The organism is Rhodococcus sp. WAY2 (assembly GCF_009859915.1).
Classification (GTDB): Bacteria; Actinomycetota; Actinomycetes; order Mycobacteriales; family Mycobacteriaceae; genus Rhodococcus_F; species Rhodococcus_F oxybenzonivorans.
The window spans coordinates 405,054-420,832 of the sequence record NZ_CP046574.1 but is presented as its reverse complement, the minus strand read 5'-3'; the positions used below and the strand labels follow the sequence as shown (position 1 = coordinate 420,832).

The 15,779-nt window shown below is 67.5% G+C and carries 13 protein-coding genes and 1 pseudogene; 3 read left to right on the top strand and 11 right to left on the bottom strand.

Annotation, left to right across the window (positions count from 1 at the left end; all coding sequences use genetic code 11):
• Positions 1 to 7: 7 nt before the first annotated feature.
• From GFS60_RS36590 to GFS60_RS36580, 3 genes and pseudogenes are all read right to left on the bottom strand, one after another.
• Complete coding sequence (locus GFS60_RS36590) at positions 8 to 2,440, bottom strand: tyrosine-type recombinase/integrase (protein WP_236603718.1); 2,433 nt, start codon at positions 2,438 to 2,440, stop codon at positions 8 to 10.
• Positions 2,437 to 3,678 carry a tyrosine-type recombinase/integrase gene (locus tag GFS60_RS36585; protein ID WP_159929423.1) on the bottom strand — a complete coding sequence of 414 codons (1,242 nt, stop codon included), beginning with the start codon at positions 3,676 to 3,678 and terminating at the stop codon, positions 2,437 to 2,439. Before GFS60_RS36585 ends, GFS60_RS36590 begins: the two co-directional genes overlap by 4 nt.
• A gap of 58 nt (positions 3,679 to 3,736) precedes the next feature.
• Positions 3,737 to 4,587: pseudogene (locus GFS60_RS36580) on the bottom strand (IS256 family transposase); the annotation flags it as partial.
• A 293-nt stretch (positions 4,588 to 4,880) separates the two neighbouring features.
• On the opposite strand from GFS60_RS36580, the gene GFS60_RS36575 reads away from it, so the two are divergent.
• Positions 4,881 to 6,170 carry an IS110 family transposase gene (locus GFS60_RS36575; RefSeq protein WP_159929422.1) on the top strand — a complete coding sequence of 430 codons (1,290 nt, stop codon included), beginning with the start codon at positions 4,881 to 4,883 and terminating at the stop codon, positions 6,168 to 6,170.
• 357 nt (positions 6,171 to 6,527) lie between these two features.
• Here GFS60_RS36575 and GFS60_RS36570 read toward each other — a convergent pair whose 3' ends face one another.
• The 7 genes from GFS60_RS36570 to GFS60_RS40065 are packed head-to-tail and all read right to left on the bottom strand — an operon-like array spanning position 6,528 to position 13,947.
• Entirely contained in the window at positions 6,528 to 8,045 is a 1,518-nt protein-coding gene (locus GFS60_RS36570; protein WP_159929421.1) for a hydrogenase large subunit, read from the bottom strand.
• Positions 8,042 to 9,559, bottom strand: a complete 1,518-nt coding sequence (locus GFS60_RS36565) for a proton-conducting transporter transmembrane domain-containing protein (RefSeq protein WP_236603717.1) — start codon at positions 9,557 to 9,559, stop codon at positions 8,042 to 8,044. Before GFS60_RS36565 ends, GFS60_RS36570 begins: the two co-directional genes overlap by 4 nt.
• Before the next feature lie 36 nt (positions 9,560 to 9,595).
• Entirely contained in the window at positions 9,596 to 10,240 is a 645-nt protein-coding gene (locus GFS60_RS36560; RefSeq protein ID WP_159929420.1) for a hypothetical protein, read from the bottom strand.
• 8 nt (positions 10,241 to 10,248) lie between these two features.
• Entirely contained in the window at positions 10,249 to 11,208 is a 960-nt protein-coding gene (locus GFS60_RS36555) for a respiratory chain complex I subunit 1 family protein (RefSeq protein WP_159929419.1), read from the bottom strand.
• On the bottom strand, positions 11,205 to 13,277 hold the full coding sequence (locus GFS60_RS36550; protein WP_201453715.1) for a proton-conducting transporter transmembrane domain-containing protein: 2,073 nt from the start codon (positions 13,275 to 13,277) through the stop codon (positions 11,205 to 11,207). Before GFS60_RS36550 ends, GFS60_RS36555 begins: the two co-directional genes overlap by 4 nt.
• A complete protein-coding gene (locus tag GFS60_RS36545) occupies positions 13,274 to 13,816 on the bottom strand; it encodes an NADH-quinone oxidoreductase subunit B family protein (RefSeq protein ID WP_159929418.1) in 543 nt (180 codons plus the stop codon). The genes GFS60_RS36550 and GFS60_RS36545 overlap by 4 nt, the downstream gene beginning before the upstream one ends.
• Positions 13,813 to 13,947 (bottom strand): hypothetical protein, encoded by a 135-nt coding sequence (locus GFS60_RS40065; protein ID WP_268962678.1) that lies wholly within the window; start codon positions 13,945 to 13,947, stop codon positions 13,813 to 13,815. Before GFS60_RS40065 ends, GFS60_RS36545 begins: the two co-directional genes overlap by 4 nt.
• A gap of 257 nt (positions 13,948 to 14,204) precedes the next feature.
• On the opposite strand from GFS60_RS40065, the gene GFS60_RS36540 reads away from it, so the two are divergent.
• Positions 14,205 to 14,366, top strand: a complete 162-nt coding sequence (locus tag GFS60_RS36540; RefSeq protein WP_159929417.1) for a hypothetical protein — start codon at positions 14,205 to 14,207, stop codon at positions 14,364 to 14,366.
• Between the two features lie 176 nt (positions 14,367 to 14,542).
• On the top strand, positions 14,543 to 14,893 hold the full coding sequence (locus tag GFS60_RS36535; protein ID WP_159929416.1) for a zinc ribbon domain-containing protein YjdM: 351 nt from the start codon (positions 14,543 to 14,545) through the stop codon (positions 14,891 to 14,893).
• A gap of 441 nt (positions 14,894 to 15,334) precedes the next feature.
• On the opposite strand, the gene GFS60_RS36530 is transcribed toward GFS60_RS36535, so the two are convergent.
• Positions 15,335 to 15,655: a hypothetical protein gene (locus tag GFS60_RS36530; protein WP_159929414.1), complete on the bottom strand. Its 321-nt coding sequence runs from the start codon at positions 15,653 to 15,655 to the stop codon at positions 15,335 to 15,337.
• Positions 15,656 to 15,779: the final 124 nt, after the last annotated feature.

The window sequence follows — 15,779 nt, the reverse complement described above, 5'->3', positions numbered from 1 at the left end:
CTGTTCGTCATCGGACCGTTCGGCCGACGAGGTGGGAGAAGTGGGGTAGTCCAAGGTGGACGGTAGCTGCGCGGGTGGTGAGTTCGCCGAGTTGTGCGAGTTTGTGTTCGGCTCCGGCGAGGCTGATGCGGAGTCCGTCGACTTCGCCGAGCCAGCCTTCGCGGTGGGCTTCGTCGATACGGGCGAGCAGGTTGTCGCGGACCTCGGTGAGTCGGCCGCGTTGCTGGGGGTCCGGTCGCAGTAGCGAGCAGCGCAGACAGGAGTGCTCATGAATGCAGGGCGTGTTGTATGCGCGCCCGCAGGTTCCGAGGGCGACCTTGCGGTGCTCGAAATGCCCAAGGAACTCGTTCCATTCGGCGTCGGTGGGAGTGCGGTATTCCTCGCCGGGCCGCAGGGCGCGGCGGCGGGCAAGGAAGGCGCGGTGGCCGGTGATGACTTCTTCGGGGTAGACGGCCTTGTAGCCCATGGTGGTGTTGATGTCGCGGTGGCCGACGACGAGTTGGGCGATGTGAGGTGGCATGCCGTTCATGATGGCGTCGGTGATGAAGATCCGGCGGAAGTCGTGCGGCAGGAACCGCAGTGGTTGCCCGGTGGTGTCGGTGAGAGCGGTTTTGACCAGCGCCGCGTTGAGCAGTCGGCGGACGGCCGGTGGGGTGATGGGGCGGCGTTCGCCGCCGTAGTGCCGCTGGAAGAGCAGCGGGATCGTCGGGTTCCAGACCTTCTCATGGTAGTCGTAGGCGGCGACCAGCGGAACCGCGCCGTCGTCGCCGCGGACACGGCAGACGATGGCCGATAGGACGTCGGCGAGCTCGGGGCTGATGACCAACAGCCGTTCGCAGTCGGTCTTCGACGGCGCGACGTGCAGTAGCGGGATGAGCTCTCCGGTAGCGGGCAGGGTGTATTGGACGAAGCTGTGGTGGCTGAGCTCGCAGAGTTCTTCAATGCGCAGCCCGGTGTGGTGGAGCACTTCAACTACTGCCCATGCCCAGAACGCTTGGTGTTCTTGGAAAGTCAAGTCGAGTCGGGGCCCGCCGGTAGGATCCTCGGACCAGATCTTCGCGCCACCGTCGCGGGCGGCCAGGAAGCTGCGGCGCAGGGTCTGCCCGGCTGCGGTGAACGTGTCGCCGGGGCGAGCAGCTTGGGCTGCGTGGAGCAACTCTGCTGCCTGGCGTCGCTCGGTGTTGACGGCGGCGACAAGGTTGGGCAGGACAGGAAGTCGTTCGCGGGTGCGCTGATCCATGCGGGATTTGCGCTGCCGCAGGGTTTTCGTCCGCGACATTTCGTCGCTGCGGATCGGGCACGGCGCTGCCCACGGACCCCATCGTGTGGGTTCTTCCATCGCCCATTGCGCGATATCCAGATAGAACGCCCGGACCATCGCTAGGGTGGACAGGCCCGACTCCCGGGTGAGGACGCGCTGCTTCCAGGCCGCGGCGACCTCGGGGGCCAGTCGCGGCGAGTCGATGCCCGGGTTGTGGTGTTCGAGGTCGGCCCAGAACAATTTGCCCAGGGTTCCGGCCAGTCGTTGCAGGGTCACGTAGTCGACAGTGGATTGGCGTTCGCGCAGGTAGTCGACCAGCAGGTCTCGGACGGGGCGGCATGCTATGCCGTATCGGTCGATCAGCTGTTCGACGCTGACCTGCCCGGTGGTGCCGAACACCCGCACCGTGGACGGAGCGTCTGCGCCGAGGACGCCGATGGTGCGCAGCAAGTGATAGAAATAGCCGCTGGTGGTGGTCTTGCCGCCCCCGATCCGCTGGATGGCCTGCAGCAACTCGAGGCAGTCGCCGACGGTGATGTCGGCGACTGTGCCGCCCTTGGCGGCCATGATGACCGCGATCCGACACTGCGCCCTCGTCTTCGTGGAGCGCCCGGCCGGGTCAGCGTCGCAGGCTGCGCGCAAGGCCGCCCACCCGTGCGGATCACGCGCCTGCTCCAGACGCATGGCCAGGTTTTTCGGCGTTCTGGGGCTCATCAACCAGTCCACCGGGGGCCGCAGCACGTCCGCGCAGATCAACGAGGCGGTGCCGATGGCTATCATATTGATGCCGTTCTTGACGGTTGTCGGTTCTGGTCGCGTGCTCGACCACCAGTGCGCTGCAGCGTGTTTCCAGCCCTGGTTATCCGCAGGCGCCTCAATACTGTCGAGGAACCGTTCCTGCCAGGTGACGCCGGCGAACTCGGTCAGCCAATCCAGCACCGCCAGCAGACCACGGTGATGTCGTGACTGCTCGTGCCGGTCGGCGTCGAGCAGCGGCTGCGCAAGTGCCCGCGCAAGCACCTCGCCCCGTGAGTCCCGTGTCGCGTCCCAACTCACCGGCAGCGGTCGCGGTGGGAACTGGTGCAGCAGCTGAGGGACCGTCTGCAGACTCGACGGCTTATAGCGTGGATCGGGCAGGGCTCTGGTCGGCGGCGGTGCGGCGATGAACGGCTCGATCACCGGACGCCTCTGCCGAACAGCACGTCCAGCGACTCGGGTCGGTATCGCTGGGTTGACGTGTCGTCGCCGGCACGTTGTTGGTCGTCTGGGTTCGCGCGGCGGACGTGGTGGGCCAGCACCGAGGCGATCACGTCTTCCGGGACGGGGTTGGTATAGATCTGCGTCGTGGTCAGCGACGCGTGGCCGAGCACCCACTGGACATCGGTGATCGGCATCGAGGGATCACGCGCCATCCGATAGGCAGCGGTGTGACGGAGGTCGTGCAGCGTCCAATTCGCGTCCAGCAGCGCGTTGACCCGAGTGAACATGCGATGGGCCGCGTGGTAGGTCAACGGCCGAAAGGGCTTGCGCAGCGTCCACCACAACGGGTCATCGCCTCCGGCGGACACCAGGCCGTGCATCTGCTGCTGGTAGAGCCTCAACCACACGAATGCGTCAGGTGATGCGGGAACCTGCTGCAGCACCCGTGATCCCTTGCGCACCACAGTGATCAGCTGTCGCCCCGTGTCGGCGTCGGCTCTCTTGCAGCCCAGCAGCTCCGACGCGCGGGTACCGGTGGAGACCCAGAACGCAACCAACGCCCGATCGCGATGCGATCCCAGTCGCACGAACAGCTCATCGAAGCACGAATCCGGAATGCTGCGCGGGATTCGGGGCACCAGCCGCGGTCGATACTGCCCCGAGCGTTCACGCCGATACGGCTCCATCGGATTATGATGCGCATTCGCGCGACCATCCCGGCTTCGCCCCCGCGACAACGGGAACGGGTTGATCATCGGTCCGCTGCCAGTTTCTCGATGGAACTCGTAGAAGCTGCGCAGCACCGTTTCCGAATGCGCTCGGGTCGAGGACGCGTACTTGCGTCCCGGACCGACCTTGCCGGTCACAGGGTTTGGTTTCGGCTCCGGCGCGCGCTCTCGCCGACTCGGCTTGTCAAACGATCGAATCCAGATGCTGAAGTCCCGGGCTTCGACCTGGGTCGCCTCGTTCCACGGCACCTCGACTGCCCACAGAAACCGGAACCAGCGCAGCAAGGCCATCCCATACGACCGCTGCGTCGCCGCCGATCGGCCCGCTGCGCTCAAGTCGCTGAAGAATGCGGTCACTGCTGCGACCGGCGCTCCGTCCGGATCAAGCAGCCGCCACGGCTGCCACCCCTCGCCGGTCTCCATCAGTGAACCCCGGCGACCCACCACCAGCGCGGCCAGATCCCGCGGACTGCCATCGGATTCGATCATGGCAACGAACCGTATCCGCACCGGCCATGACCTGCAAGAACTCCGGCGGTAGTTCAGTCAATAGGTGAATGACACAGGTCTGGACAATCGTTCGATCCCACACCGCGGTGATCGCGTCCGGCAGACCCTTCAATCCGTCACACACCACGATGCACACATCGGCGACACCCCGATGCTTGAGCTCGGTGAGGACGGCGAGCCAAAACTTCGCGCCCTCACCACCGTCACCGGCCCATAGTCCCAGGATGTCGCGTTCCCCGTTCACGGTGACGCCGATCGCGACATAGATCGGCCGGTTGGTGACCTGACCGTCCCGGACCTTGACATGGATGGCGTCGATGAAGATCACCGGGTACACCGGGTCCAGGGGCCGGACGGACCATTCGGCCATCTCCGCGAGAACTTTGTCGGTGGGGGTACCTCCCTGCACGCAGTGCTCGGGGGAATCTTGCTGATCGTCTCCCTCGACACCGAGGCGCCGTAGACGTCGTCGAAATGGGCGGCGATCTCGCCTGTGGTGAGGCCTTTCGATGAGAGCGACAAGATGATCTCGTCGACACCGGTGAGCCGTCTCTGTCGTTTCTTGACGATCTGTGGATCGAACGAGGCATCGGTATCACGGGGTACTTGGATTTCGACCGGTCCGATCTCCGTCAGCACCGTTTTCGCTCGTCTGCCGTTGCGGGAGTTCCCTCCGTTCCTCCCTTCGACCTGGTGTTTTTCGTAGCCGAGGTGCTCTTCCATCTCTGCTTCGAGGGCGGTTTCGAGCACGTTCGCTGTGAGTTGGTTGAGTAGTCCGTTCGGTCCGACCAGTTCCACGCCGTCCGCCTTGGCCTGCGCCAGCAGTTGCTGCGCCAACTTCTGGTGATCGATCTTCGTCTGATCCATAGGATCGAGTGTCTCGGTCATGATTCCGCCTTCCCGCCAAGCAAAGCTCGGCGTGTCGGCCAGACTCAGATCAACCGATTACCGGACAGTCCCGCCGGGGACGCCGCGCATGCGGGAAAATCGGTGCGGCCGCTCGGCTAGGTCGGTGTCTTCTTGGCGCGGATGAGCCCGTCGGTCAGCTTGATCCTGGGAGCCGTGTTGTGGGGCCGCGCAATGTCGCTACGAGCACGAGGGTCCGACTCACACCCGATCCCTGTCGGCTCCTGCGGGCGGCCACCGCCAGTGTTGGTTCACGATTCGAGGATGTGAGGTCAATGGAAGAGGTCGACGAGGTCGAGTTGCACGTGGAGCGGATCGCGGCGCTGGATTTGGGCAAGGCCGCACTGGTGGCGTGTGTGCGGGTGCCGCACCGGTCGAGGCCGGGCCGGCGGATGCAGGAGGTGCGCGAGTACCCGACCACGACCGCCGAGCTGCTGGCGATGGCGGTGTGGTTTCGGCAGTGGGGGGTGGAGCGGGTGGTGATGGAGGCCACCGGCGACTACTGGAAGGGCGTGTACTACCTGCTCGAGGCCGAGGGCTTCGAGTGTTGGCTGGTCAACGCCCGGGAAGTGAAGAACACCCCGGGTAGGGCCAAGACGGACAAGCTCGACGCCGTCTGGTTGGCGAAGGTAGCCGAGCGGGGCATGTGCCGCCCGTCGTTGGTGCACCCGCCCGAGATCCGGCGGCTGCGGGATCTGACCCGGTACCGGCGGGCCCTGGTCGGCGACCGCAGCCGGGAGCGGCAGCGGGTGGAGAAGCTGCTCGAGGACGCCCAGATCAAGATCGGCACGGTGCTCACCGACATCCACGGCGTCTCCGGCCGCGCGATGATGGAAGCGCTCGTCGCCGGGCGGCGAGACCCGCACTCGCTGGCCACGCTGGCCAAGGGGCGGGCCAGGGTGAAGACCGTCCAACTGCAGGAGGCGCTGCGCGGGTTCTTCACCGACCACCACGCGACCATGCTGCGGATGATGCTGGACAACACCGACCGCATCAGTGCCCAGATCACCGAACTCGACAGCCAGATCGAGGTGGCGATCGCCCCTTTCTCCGGGCAGGCGGCGCGGCTGTGCGACCTGCCCGGGGTCGACGCGATCGCGGCCGCCGAACTGATCGGTGAGATCGGCGTCGATATGAGGCGCTTCCCGACCCCGCGGCATCTGGTGTCGTGGGCCAAGTCCTGCCCCCAGGTGCACGAGTCGGCGGGCAGGTCCAAACAGAAAGGCCGCGGCAAGGGCAACCCGTGGATCGCCGGCACCGTCGGGCGGATCGTGTTCAGCCTGTCCCGCACCGACACCTTCCTCGGTGAACGCTACCGGCGGCTGGCCAAACGCCGCGGCAAGCCCAAAGCGGTCGTGGCCACCGGCAACAGCGCGCTCATCGCCGCCTGGCACCTGCTGTCCGACCCCACCGCGCGGTTCACCGATCTCGGGCCCGGCCACTTCCAATCGCGGATCAACGCCGAGCGCCGAGCCCGCAGCCTGGCCACCCAGCTGCAAGCGCTCACCGGCCAGAAGATCACCATCCGCGACGGCAAGGCACTCATCGACGACACCGCCGCCTAACCGAAGCCAACACCGCCACAATAAAACCCGGCTCCACAAGCTACGCCGGGTCACCGACGTACGCCCGTGGTGAAGGGGATTTTCGGGTCAGTCAACGAATCAGACTTCGCGCGCATCTTGACGTGAGGCAATAGGGAGGGCACCCCCCGACACCACATGGCACGTTCCAGTTTCTGACCACTCCCCCGTTCGCGGATTTGATCCGTGCAGAAGTCTTCTGTCTCTCCGCCGGTCAGAAGTGTTGTGCACCAGGTACGACTTGTCGCTGTCGTGCAGTCTGCCGTTACGAAGAGGTGGCGGAGAGATACCGATAGAAGATTGCTCGTCCAATCTCCTCGATCACACCTATCTCCTCGATCACAGATCGTTTCCCGCGTAGGAGAGGTTGAAGCTTTTGTTGGTCAGTGGGAAGTCGGGCACGATCGTCTCGGCGAGGGCCACCGGGAGTGCCGGCCAGGTCATGAACGAGGGATCGACGATCTTGAGGCGGGTCAGGGCGGCGTCGCGGATCTCCACCCGATGCGCGATGGTGCCACGCCAGCCCTCCACCAGTCCGACTCCCGATCCCGGGCCGGCGAGCGAGGGGCGTGCACCCGCAAAGACGCCGGGTGCTGCCATCGGAAGCAGGCGCTGCAGCAACTCGATCGAGTGCGTGACCTCCTCGGCGCGCACCAGGAACCGGGCCATCACGTCCCCTGCGGTCTGGGTCGCCGATCCGACGCCGGCGGTATCGGGTAAGAATGGATGATCGCGGCGGGCGTCGGGGTCGACACCGGAGGCCCGCGCGACGGGGCCCAGTGCGCCGAGGTCGCGGACGGACTGCGCGGCCAGGACCGCGGTGCCGGTGAACCGGTCACGCACGATGCTGTTCCGCAGGGCCAGGTCGGTGATCGCGTCGATGTCCGCGGCGATTGCCGATAGCTGCGCCCGATCGGGCAGCGTGCGGACCTGCGCACCGCCCGGGAAGACGGCGCCCCGCATCAGCCGGTGTCCGGTCATTTCGGCGCCCAGTCGCAGGAGTTGTTCACGCACTCTCATCGCGTGGCTGTTCACGATGGCGTATCCGACGTCGTTGCAGAGGCCGCCGAGGGTGCCGACGTGGTTGTAGATGCGTTCGATCTCGAGCAGGATCGCCCGCAGGGTCACCGCCGGGGTGGGAACCTCCCATCCGGCGGTGTCCTCGACGGCGAGGCTGTAGGCGAGGCTGTGCCCGATGGTGGTGTCGCCGGAGATGCGTTGGGCCAGGGTCAGCCCGTCTTCGGGGCTCCTGCCCTCGGCGAGTTTCTCGATGCCCTTGTGCGTGAACCATAGTCGCACCTTGAGCTTGAGGATGGTTTCCCCCACCACGGAGAACCGGAAGTGGCCGGGTTCGATGAGCCCGGCGTGCACCGGTCCGACCGGAATCTCGTACACGCCCGGCCCGCCCACGGTGACGAAGGGGTAGGGCTCGTCCGCGGGGGCAAAATCGGGAGCGGATCCGGCATCGGCGCGCATCGGGTACCAGCCCTGCGGCCAGTGCTGATGCCGCACGAGTCGACGGGCCAGCGGATGGTGCTCCGGAGTGATGCCGTAGAGGTCGCGGATTTCGCGTTCGAACCGGCCCGCAGGAAACGATGCCGCGGCCAGGGTGGGGATCACGGGGGTCGTCTTGCCGGTCCGCAGCACCACCTCGACCCGCCGGTCCGGTTGGCCGGCGGTGAACAGGTATACGATCCGGAACTCGTCCGCATCTTCGTGCGCCGCAACCAGAGTGAGCCGGAAACCGTGCCGCAGAAGAGTTTCGGTCACCGGGACCAGCTCGTCGGCGGTGACAGCGCGGGTACCGCGGTTGCTGCGCAGGTTCATGGGGAAGCGCTCAGGGAGGTTGCCGGTCATCGCTCGACCACCAACGTGCCTGCGGTCATCAGCAGATCGTGCAGCGGGAACGAGAGGACCCCGAGCAGGGCCAACCCGATCAGGCCCAGCACCAAGGGCACGCTCTGCGCCCGCCCGGTCACAACCGGCTGTGCCGACTGCCCGGCGGAACCGAAGAACATCGGGGTTACCCGGGCGGCGACCGCGATGAAGAGGACCACCACGGCGGCGGCCACCACCGCCGTTGCCGCCAGGAGTCCCGAGTCCATGCCGGCGTTCAGCAGTGAGTGCATGCTGGCGAAGGGACTGAAGGGCGGAAAGCCCAGGAGGGCGGCCAGAGCGAGGGCCGATACCCCGGCCGCGGCGGGGTGACGGCTGAGCAGGCCACGCAGATCATCGAATTCGGTGCTGCCGCCGGGGCCGGTGAGCTGGCCGGCCCCGCAGAACAGGACGGCCTTGCCGAGACCGTGACCGAGCAGATGCAGCAGGGCCGCGGCCACCGCGACTGGGGTGCCGATCGCGAGTCCGAACACCGCCAACGCCATGTACTGCATGCTCGAATAGGCGAGCAGCCGCAGGTAGTCCCGCTGGGCGACCACCATCGACATCGCGAACAGCAGCGACGCCAGCGCAACCGCGATGAGCAGTGCGCGCAGGAATCCGGTATCCAGCCCGGCCGCGACCACACGGTTCCAGCGGAGCAACGCGTACACCGCCACCGGCAACTGGCACCCCGACATCAGGGCCGCGACCGGGGCCGGGGCCTGGCCGTGCGCATCGGGCAGCCAACTGTGCAGGGGAACCAGCCCGGCTGCGGTTCCGAACCCGATCAGCAACAGCGGTGTCGCGATGCGCAGCACTCCCGGGTCCAGCTGGGCGGCGTGCGCGGAGAGAAAGGCCCAGTCCAGCGAACGGTGTTCGATCATCGACCCGTGTGCCGCGGCGACATGGACGAGGACCGTTCCCAGTCCGGCCAACGTGAGACCGATCGAGACAATCACCACGTATTTCCATTGCGCTTCCCAGCAGGCGCGGGTGCGGGCCGATCCGATCAGGAAGGCGGTGGCCACGGTCATCGCGAGCATCGCGATCCACAGCAGCCCGAGATTACCGGCCAGTACCGCGAGGGCGGCCGCCGCCAGGAACAGCGGCACCCCCGCACCGTGGATCCGAACCTGCTGCTCGGTGCTGCGTTCTGCCCGCTGGTGCGCGTCGAGGTGGTAGATCCCGGCCCAGGTGGCCACGACGGCCACCGCGCCGATGATCAGGAGCATGACCGCGGTGAGGGCGTCCGCGCGCAGCGGTCCGGCGGTCACCGTCGAGCCGTCGGAGGTGATCACGGCGGCGGCCACACCGCCCAGTCCGATCACCAGGCTCGCCCCGACCGTCATCCATCCGAGACGTCGCCGCCACCCGGCCAGGGCTGCCCCCGCCACGAGCAGCGGGACGAGGACGGGCAGCAGCATCAACGCGATCGGTGCGGCGGAATCGGTCGCCGTCCAGTCGCGGGCCACCACTTCATACACGGGCAGCACGGCCACCCTCCTCGCACGTCACTCGCTCGTCCTCCATCAGTCGCGCAGCTGCCGCAGCGTGTCCGGGTCGGCGCCGTCGAATGCGGCCCGATCGTCGATGGTGCGCACCCAGACCCACAGCAGCAGATCCAGGCTCACCGTCATCGTCACGATGGTCGCGCTGCCGGTGGTCAGCAGCGCCGTCGCGATGACCCCGTTGACGATCGAGAGGAATCCCACTGTCTGCGCGATCGCGGGCCGACGGGTGATCACGGCGAAGAACCCCACGAACACCACGGCCAGGGCGAGCGGGATCACCGCCGCGGTCTCGGTGGGGGCCGACCCGATCACCGGGCGACTGACCGCGTACGACAGCAGGGTCAGCAGCACGGCCGCGACCATCGACGCGGCCACGTTGACCAGCGACTGCGCGGCCGGCGACGGTTGTTCGCGCACGACGCGCCGCAGGGCGGTGGGCAGCAGGACACCATTGAGTACACCGATGGCGGCGGCCACACCGCCCATGCCGCCGTTCCCGTCGTGTATCCCGATCAGCACCGCCACCACGGCCAGCGCGACGGCCTGTGCCGCCGTGAGCCGCACGATCGCCACCAGGTTGTGCCGCCACAGCGTCGCGGCCGCGGTGAGCAGAAACGCCCCACACGCCAGATCGAGCAGCTCACTGAACATCGTCGAACTCATCGTCAGCCTCACCCGCCCAGGAAGAACGCGGTCGACACGGCCAGGGCACCGAACAGGAACGACACCGCGAGAAGTTCGGGAACCCGGAACAACCGCCACTTGGCGAGGAATACTTCCACGACAGCGATCGCGCCACCGAGCAGCGCAACCTTGAGGACGAACGCGGCCACCGCAACAAGCACCGCCCCCGGTGTCGACGCCGTGGCCACACCCCACGGGAGGAACAGGCTCACCCACAGCCCGATCAGGGTGGTCAGGCGGATTGCGGCCGCGTACTCCACCATGGCGAGCCGCGGGCCGGCATATTCGAGCACCATCGCCTCGTGGAGCATCGTCAACTCCAGATGGCTGGACGGGTTGTCCACCGGCAGCCGACCGGTTTCGGCGAGTACGACGATGCCGATCGCCACCGCGGCGAAAAGATTCGCCGGTGTCAGCGCAGGGGCGGGGGAATGCACCACACCCTCGACCATGGCCGCCAGGTTGGAGGAGTTCACCCGGGTCGACAACGCGAACCCGGCCACCAGGATGGTCGGCTCGGCGAGGGCGGCGACCATCACTTCCCGGCTGGCGCCCATCCCACCGAACGCTGTGCCGGTGTCCAACGCCCCGAGCGCGAGCGCGACCGTGCCCAGCAACAGCAGGCCCACGACCGCGAACAGGTCTGCCACCCCGTCCAGGTGGGACCGGGTCGTGAGAAACGGCGAGACCGCCGCGATCACGAACACCGTCGAGAACACGATCAGCGGGGCAGCGGTGAAGACGACGCTGCTTCCCTCGGGGGTGATCCGCTCCTTCCCCATCTGCTTGCGCAGGTCGCGCCACGGCTGCCCCACCCCGGCGCCCGCCCGGCCCTCGAGCCGCGCGGTGATCTGCCGCATGAACCCGACCAGCAGCGGTGCGCCGACGAGCACCAGCGCGATCTGGATCGCGACGGCCGCGAGGTCGACACCCAGGCCGGCGCTCACGCCGTCACCCCCACCACGACGAGGACACCGATCAGCACCACGAATCCCACCGCCACGTACCGGTGCAGGTCACCGTTCTGCGCCCGTCGCGCCCACTCGCCCCACCGGCGCACCGCGGAGATCACCGGCGGATACAGCCGGGCCTCGATCCGGTCCGGCACCTTCTGCCGGAAGCTGACACTTTCGATCAGGTACTGGGATTCGACGTGCGGGGTCACGTTCACGTCGTGTTCGGGGCGCAGCACATCGTCGAAGACGCGGGTCAACGGTTCCGCGAACGAGGTGGCGGTGTACTCCATCCGCGGTGTCAGGCTGCGCCGCCCCGACCCCCACGGCACGGCGCGCCGCACCGGCATCCGGGTCTGCGCCCACCGCGCACCGGCCGCGGCCGCGGCCATCCCGGCCACGAGTGCCACCGCCACCAGGAAGGGCGACATCGAACCGGAAATACCGGCCAACCGGATCGTCACCCCGTCGCGGCCGATCGGATTACCGTCCCGCACGCTGGGCAGCACCGAGATCGCGCGCACCAGCGACGTACCGAGCAGGGCGGGAAACCACGCCAGGCCCGCGCACACCAGCGCCGCGGCGCCCATCGCCAGCCGCATACTCCACGGGCTTTCCACCGTTGCCGCCGCCTCGGCGGTCCGCGGACGGGCGAGGAACCCGATCCCGAATGCCTTGACGAAGGCGACGACCGCGAGCCCGGTGGTCAACGCGAGGGCGGCGACCGCGAGGGGCATCGCGACGGTGGTCACCGTGTCGGTCACACCGTCCATCCCGAGACTGTGGGTGAATCCCTGCAGCAGAAGCCATTCGGAGACGAATCCGTTTCCCGGGGGCAGGGTGGCGGCTCCGAGTGCGCCCACTGCGACCATGGCGGTGGTCACCGGCATCCGGGAGGCCAGCCCGCCGAGCTGGTCGAGGTCGCGTGTTCCGGTCGACCGCATCACCGATCCTGCACCGAGGAACAACAGCGCCTTGAACACGCCGTGGTTGAGTGCGTGCAGCAGCGCCGCCGCCACGAGCAGGCTCGCCAGCACTCGGTTGCCTTCCGCAGCGAAGACGGCACCGGCGCCGAGGCCCATCACCATGATGCCGAGGTTCTCCGTTGTCGAATACCCCAGCAGCCGTTTGAGGTCGGTCGCGACGCTCGCCTGCAGCACCCCGTACAGCGCGGACACGGTGCCCACTGCGAGCATGAGCCACCCCCACCACCGGGGACCGCCACCGAGGAGGTCGAAACCCACCCGAATGATGCCGTAGAACCCGAGATTGACCATCGCCGCCGACATCAGGGCCGAGACGTGGCTCGGCGCCTCGGCGTGCGCCCGGGGCAGCCACACATGCAGCGGAACGAGACCGGCCTTCGACCCGAACCCGATGAACACCAGCACGAACGCGGTGGACCGCACGAGCGGGGAGAGGTCCGGCGCACCTTCGCGGATCGCGTCGAAGGACTCCCCGCCGACACCCGCGGCGAGCAACGCGAAGCCCACCATGATGGCCACGACCCCCGCTTGCGTCATCGCCGCGTACCACAGCCCGGCGACGCCGACCTGCTCTCGTGAGCGGTATTCGGCCAGCACCAACGTCAGCGACGCCAGTGCCATCAACTCCCACGCCGCCAGGAAGGTCGTGACGTTGGCGGCCGCGGGCACCAGCAGCATCGCGGCGACGAACACCGGGAGCATGGTCTGGGCGGTGCGCGATCCCGCCCCACCGCCGGGGGGAAGATCCTGGTGTCCGCGGTGACCGCCCGGGCTGGTGTATCCCACGCTGTACACCCCGACCGCGGCCGCGACCGCGCCGATCAGGACCAGGAACAACCCCGAGAGCGGATCAAGGTGCAACTCGATCCCGTCGAACGGGAGCACCTGCTGCAGCGTCAGCGAGAACGGCCGGCCCCCCAGAGCGCCGAGACCCGCCAGCACACCACCGGCACCGGAGAGCGTCGTCAGCAGGCCGACCAGGATCCGGCGCGCACGAGCGGGCATCGTCATGGCCGCCGCGGCGGCAGCTCCGGCCGCGATGAAGGCAATCGCCATACCGGCGGCGACCGGGCTCATCGGCCGGACACTCGCCGCAGCGCGGCCACGATGGCCTCGGGGGTCGGCGGACATCCCGGAACCTCGAGGTCGACCGGAATGACCTCCCGGACCGCTCCGAGCACCCCGAAACCGCCCGCGAACACACCACAATCGCGTGCGCAGTCACCCAGGGCGACAACACGTTTGGGATACGGCATCGCCTCGTACGTCGCCCGAAGCGGGTCTGCCATGTTATGGGTGACCGGACCGGTCACGAGGAGCACGTCCGCGTGGCGCGGGGACGCGACCAACCGGATGCCATACCGTTCCGCGTCATACACCGGGCCGAACGCGGACGCGATCTCGACTTCGCAGCCGTTGCAGGAGCCGGCGTCGACATGGCGAACCTGGATCGATCCGGTCACCGGCAGGAAGGGCTCCACCATGCCGTCGGCGGCGGTGCCACCGGGACCGGCGGGCGGCACCGGTTCCGCTTCCGCGATTCGGCCGATCCGGCGGATCTGGTGAACAAGTCCACGCCCGCGCGCGCCTGAGGCGCCACCCGCCGAGGCGCTCACGCTCCGGCCCCCGGTACCTCCGCCGGACTCCGTGAGTCCTCGACCGGTTCGGTGGGCGCGTCGCCGAGCAGCATCGCGTGCTCCGAGGTGCCGACACGGTCCGACTTCAGATGATGCAGCGGCGTCGCCATCAATCGCTCCTCCACGCAGCAGGGGGCGAGTGCGCACCCCCGGCCGGTGCGCACCCACGGAAACACCATTACATTAGCAGTTGCGTAATTTGTTAAGTAGCATGAGGCGGCCGAAGAAGTCCGACCGAGTCTCTGGACTCGGCGTGGCACGGTGTGCACGATGGGCGACACGATCGACGCCGGGGAAGATTCCGTCGCAAGGCTTCGCACCCCGTCGATGGCGCCAACCGAGGGGGCGCCCGCGGTTGCCTCACCGAGTGAGTGCACCGGATGGAAAGGACCGGATGGGACCGCTGCCCGGTCGAATGAAAGGGATGGTTCAGATGGCGCGTGGGCTGGTAGCACTGGTGGCAGCTGCGGTAATTTTCGCGGGAACCGTTGCCGAGGTGGTGGTCATGGCCATACCGCGCCGGCGCTGAGATCAGCGGGACAATGACGACTCCGCCGATCCTCCACCATGTCGAGCACACACCCACACCGCTCGCAGTGCCGGATACCCCGACGGACGCGGGTAGTCCTCGGTGCCGAGTCACATGCGGGGCAATGGCTCCGAGTAGCTGACCGTTCCGAACGAGGCCCTAGGTAGGATGCCCGGGTGGACGAGACCTTGCCGCCGTGCCCTGAGTGCTCCAGCTCGTACACCTACGAGATGGGTCCCCTTCTGGTCTGCCCGATGTGTGCGCACGAGTGGGCTCCCACGGCGGACGCTCCCGCCGGCGCCGCAGAGGACACGATCAAAGATGCGGTCGGCAACGTGCTCGCCGACGGCGACACTGTCACGGTGATCAAAACTCTCAAGGTCAAGGGCAGCCCCACCGGTATCAAGGCCGGCACCACCGTGCGCAACATTCGCCTGGTGAACGGCGTGGGCGACCACGATATCGACTGCAAGGTCGACGGAATCGGTCCCATTCAACTGAAGTCGAGCGTCGTCAAGAAGATCTGATCCTCGGGCGCCGCCGAGGCCGTGAGGTGCTCCGGCGGATGCGTCTTCACCGATCGGCAGGCGGTACCTCCCGGCCGACGGTGGCCGAAGCCGTGGTTGTCGGCGGTGCATGACCGGTACGACGTTCCAATCGCACTTCTCCGTCTGGCCGAAGTGCGTCCGCCTGCCGCGCTCGCCACGGTTCGTGTTTTTGTGTCCGAGGTGCGCTCAGCTCCCGGTTCGATTGTTCTCACTGGTGAAGCCTCGGGTGCCAGCGGCGGTTCGGGTGGTGGCGCCTCGACTCGCCGCCGTTCGTATCGGCACGGGACCTGTCAACCCGTCTGACCGATGGACCAGGTCGGGCACGGCTGTGGGGTGGATGCGTTCACCCCTGTCCGGCTGCCGCCCCGTGGTGGAGCCGCCCCGGTGGTGGAATGGGCACGCGGATCTGCCGGTTCCGCATCACTCCGACCGCTCAGTTCGGGGTGGGTCCGTCGTCGTTGCGCGGGAGATCAGTTGGAAATCTGTGCCGTCCTCGGTAACGGGAAAGCAGAAAGCGAGGCGGTGCTCGTCGAACAGTGCGAACCACTCCCCCCACGTAATATGTTCGAGCTCCGGACCGGGCCGGAGACCGACGAAATCGATCCGAAGAACCGTGGCCCCGCGCCGCCCCGGCGCCGCCATATGCAGGCTCTTCGCCGGGGCCCCACGATGTTTCTGGATCCAGGTGCGGATCTGTTCGTGATCGGTCGTGGGGACCAGGAAGATCTTGCGCGGGTTCATCGCTGCCCTACTTGTCGATTGCGCGATGCCGTCGGACCGGGACTGGATCGGGCCATCACCGGCGTACGCACAGATTCAGGGCCCCGCGGATGTGAGTGCGGTTTCACCACCGAGGCACCTATCT

What these genes read in the sequence shown, in the direction of transcription:
- GFS60_RS36585 (WP_159929423.1), bottom strand. Translation starts at nt 3,678, where the DNA reads ATGATCGAATCCGATGGCAGTCCGCGGGATCTGGCCGCGCTGGTGGTG.
- GFS60_RS36575 (WP_159929422.1), top strand. Translation starts at nt 4,881, where the DNA reads ATGGAAGAGGTCGACGAGGTCGAGTTGCACGTGGAGCGGATCGCGGCG.
- GFS60_RS36570 (WP_159929421.1), bottom strand. Translation starts at nt 8,045, where the DNA reads ATGACCGGCAACCTCCCTGAGCGCTTCCCCATGAACCTGCGCAGCAAC.
- GFS60_RS36560 (WP_159929420.1), bottom strand. Translation starts at nt 10,240, where the DNA reads ATGAGTTCGACGATGTTCAGTGAGCTGCTCGATCTGGCGTGTGGGGCG.
- GFS60_RS36550 (WP_201453715.1), bottom strand. Translation starts at nt 13,277, where the DNA reads ATGAGCCCGGTCGCCGCCGGTATGGCGATTGCCTTCATCGCGGCCGGA.
- GFS60_RS40065 (WP_268962678.1), bottom strand. Translation starts at nt 13,947, where the DNA reads ATGGCGACGCCGCTGCATCATCTGAAGTCGGACCGTGTCGGCACCTCG.
- GFS60_RS36530 (WP_159929414.1), bottom strand. Translation starts at nt 15,655, where the DNA reads ATGAACCCGCGCAAGATCTTCCTGGTCCCCACGACCGATCACGAACAG.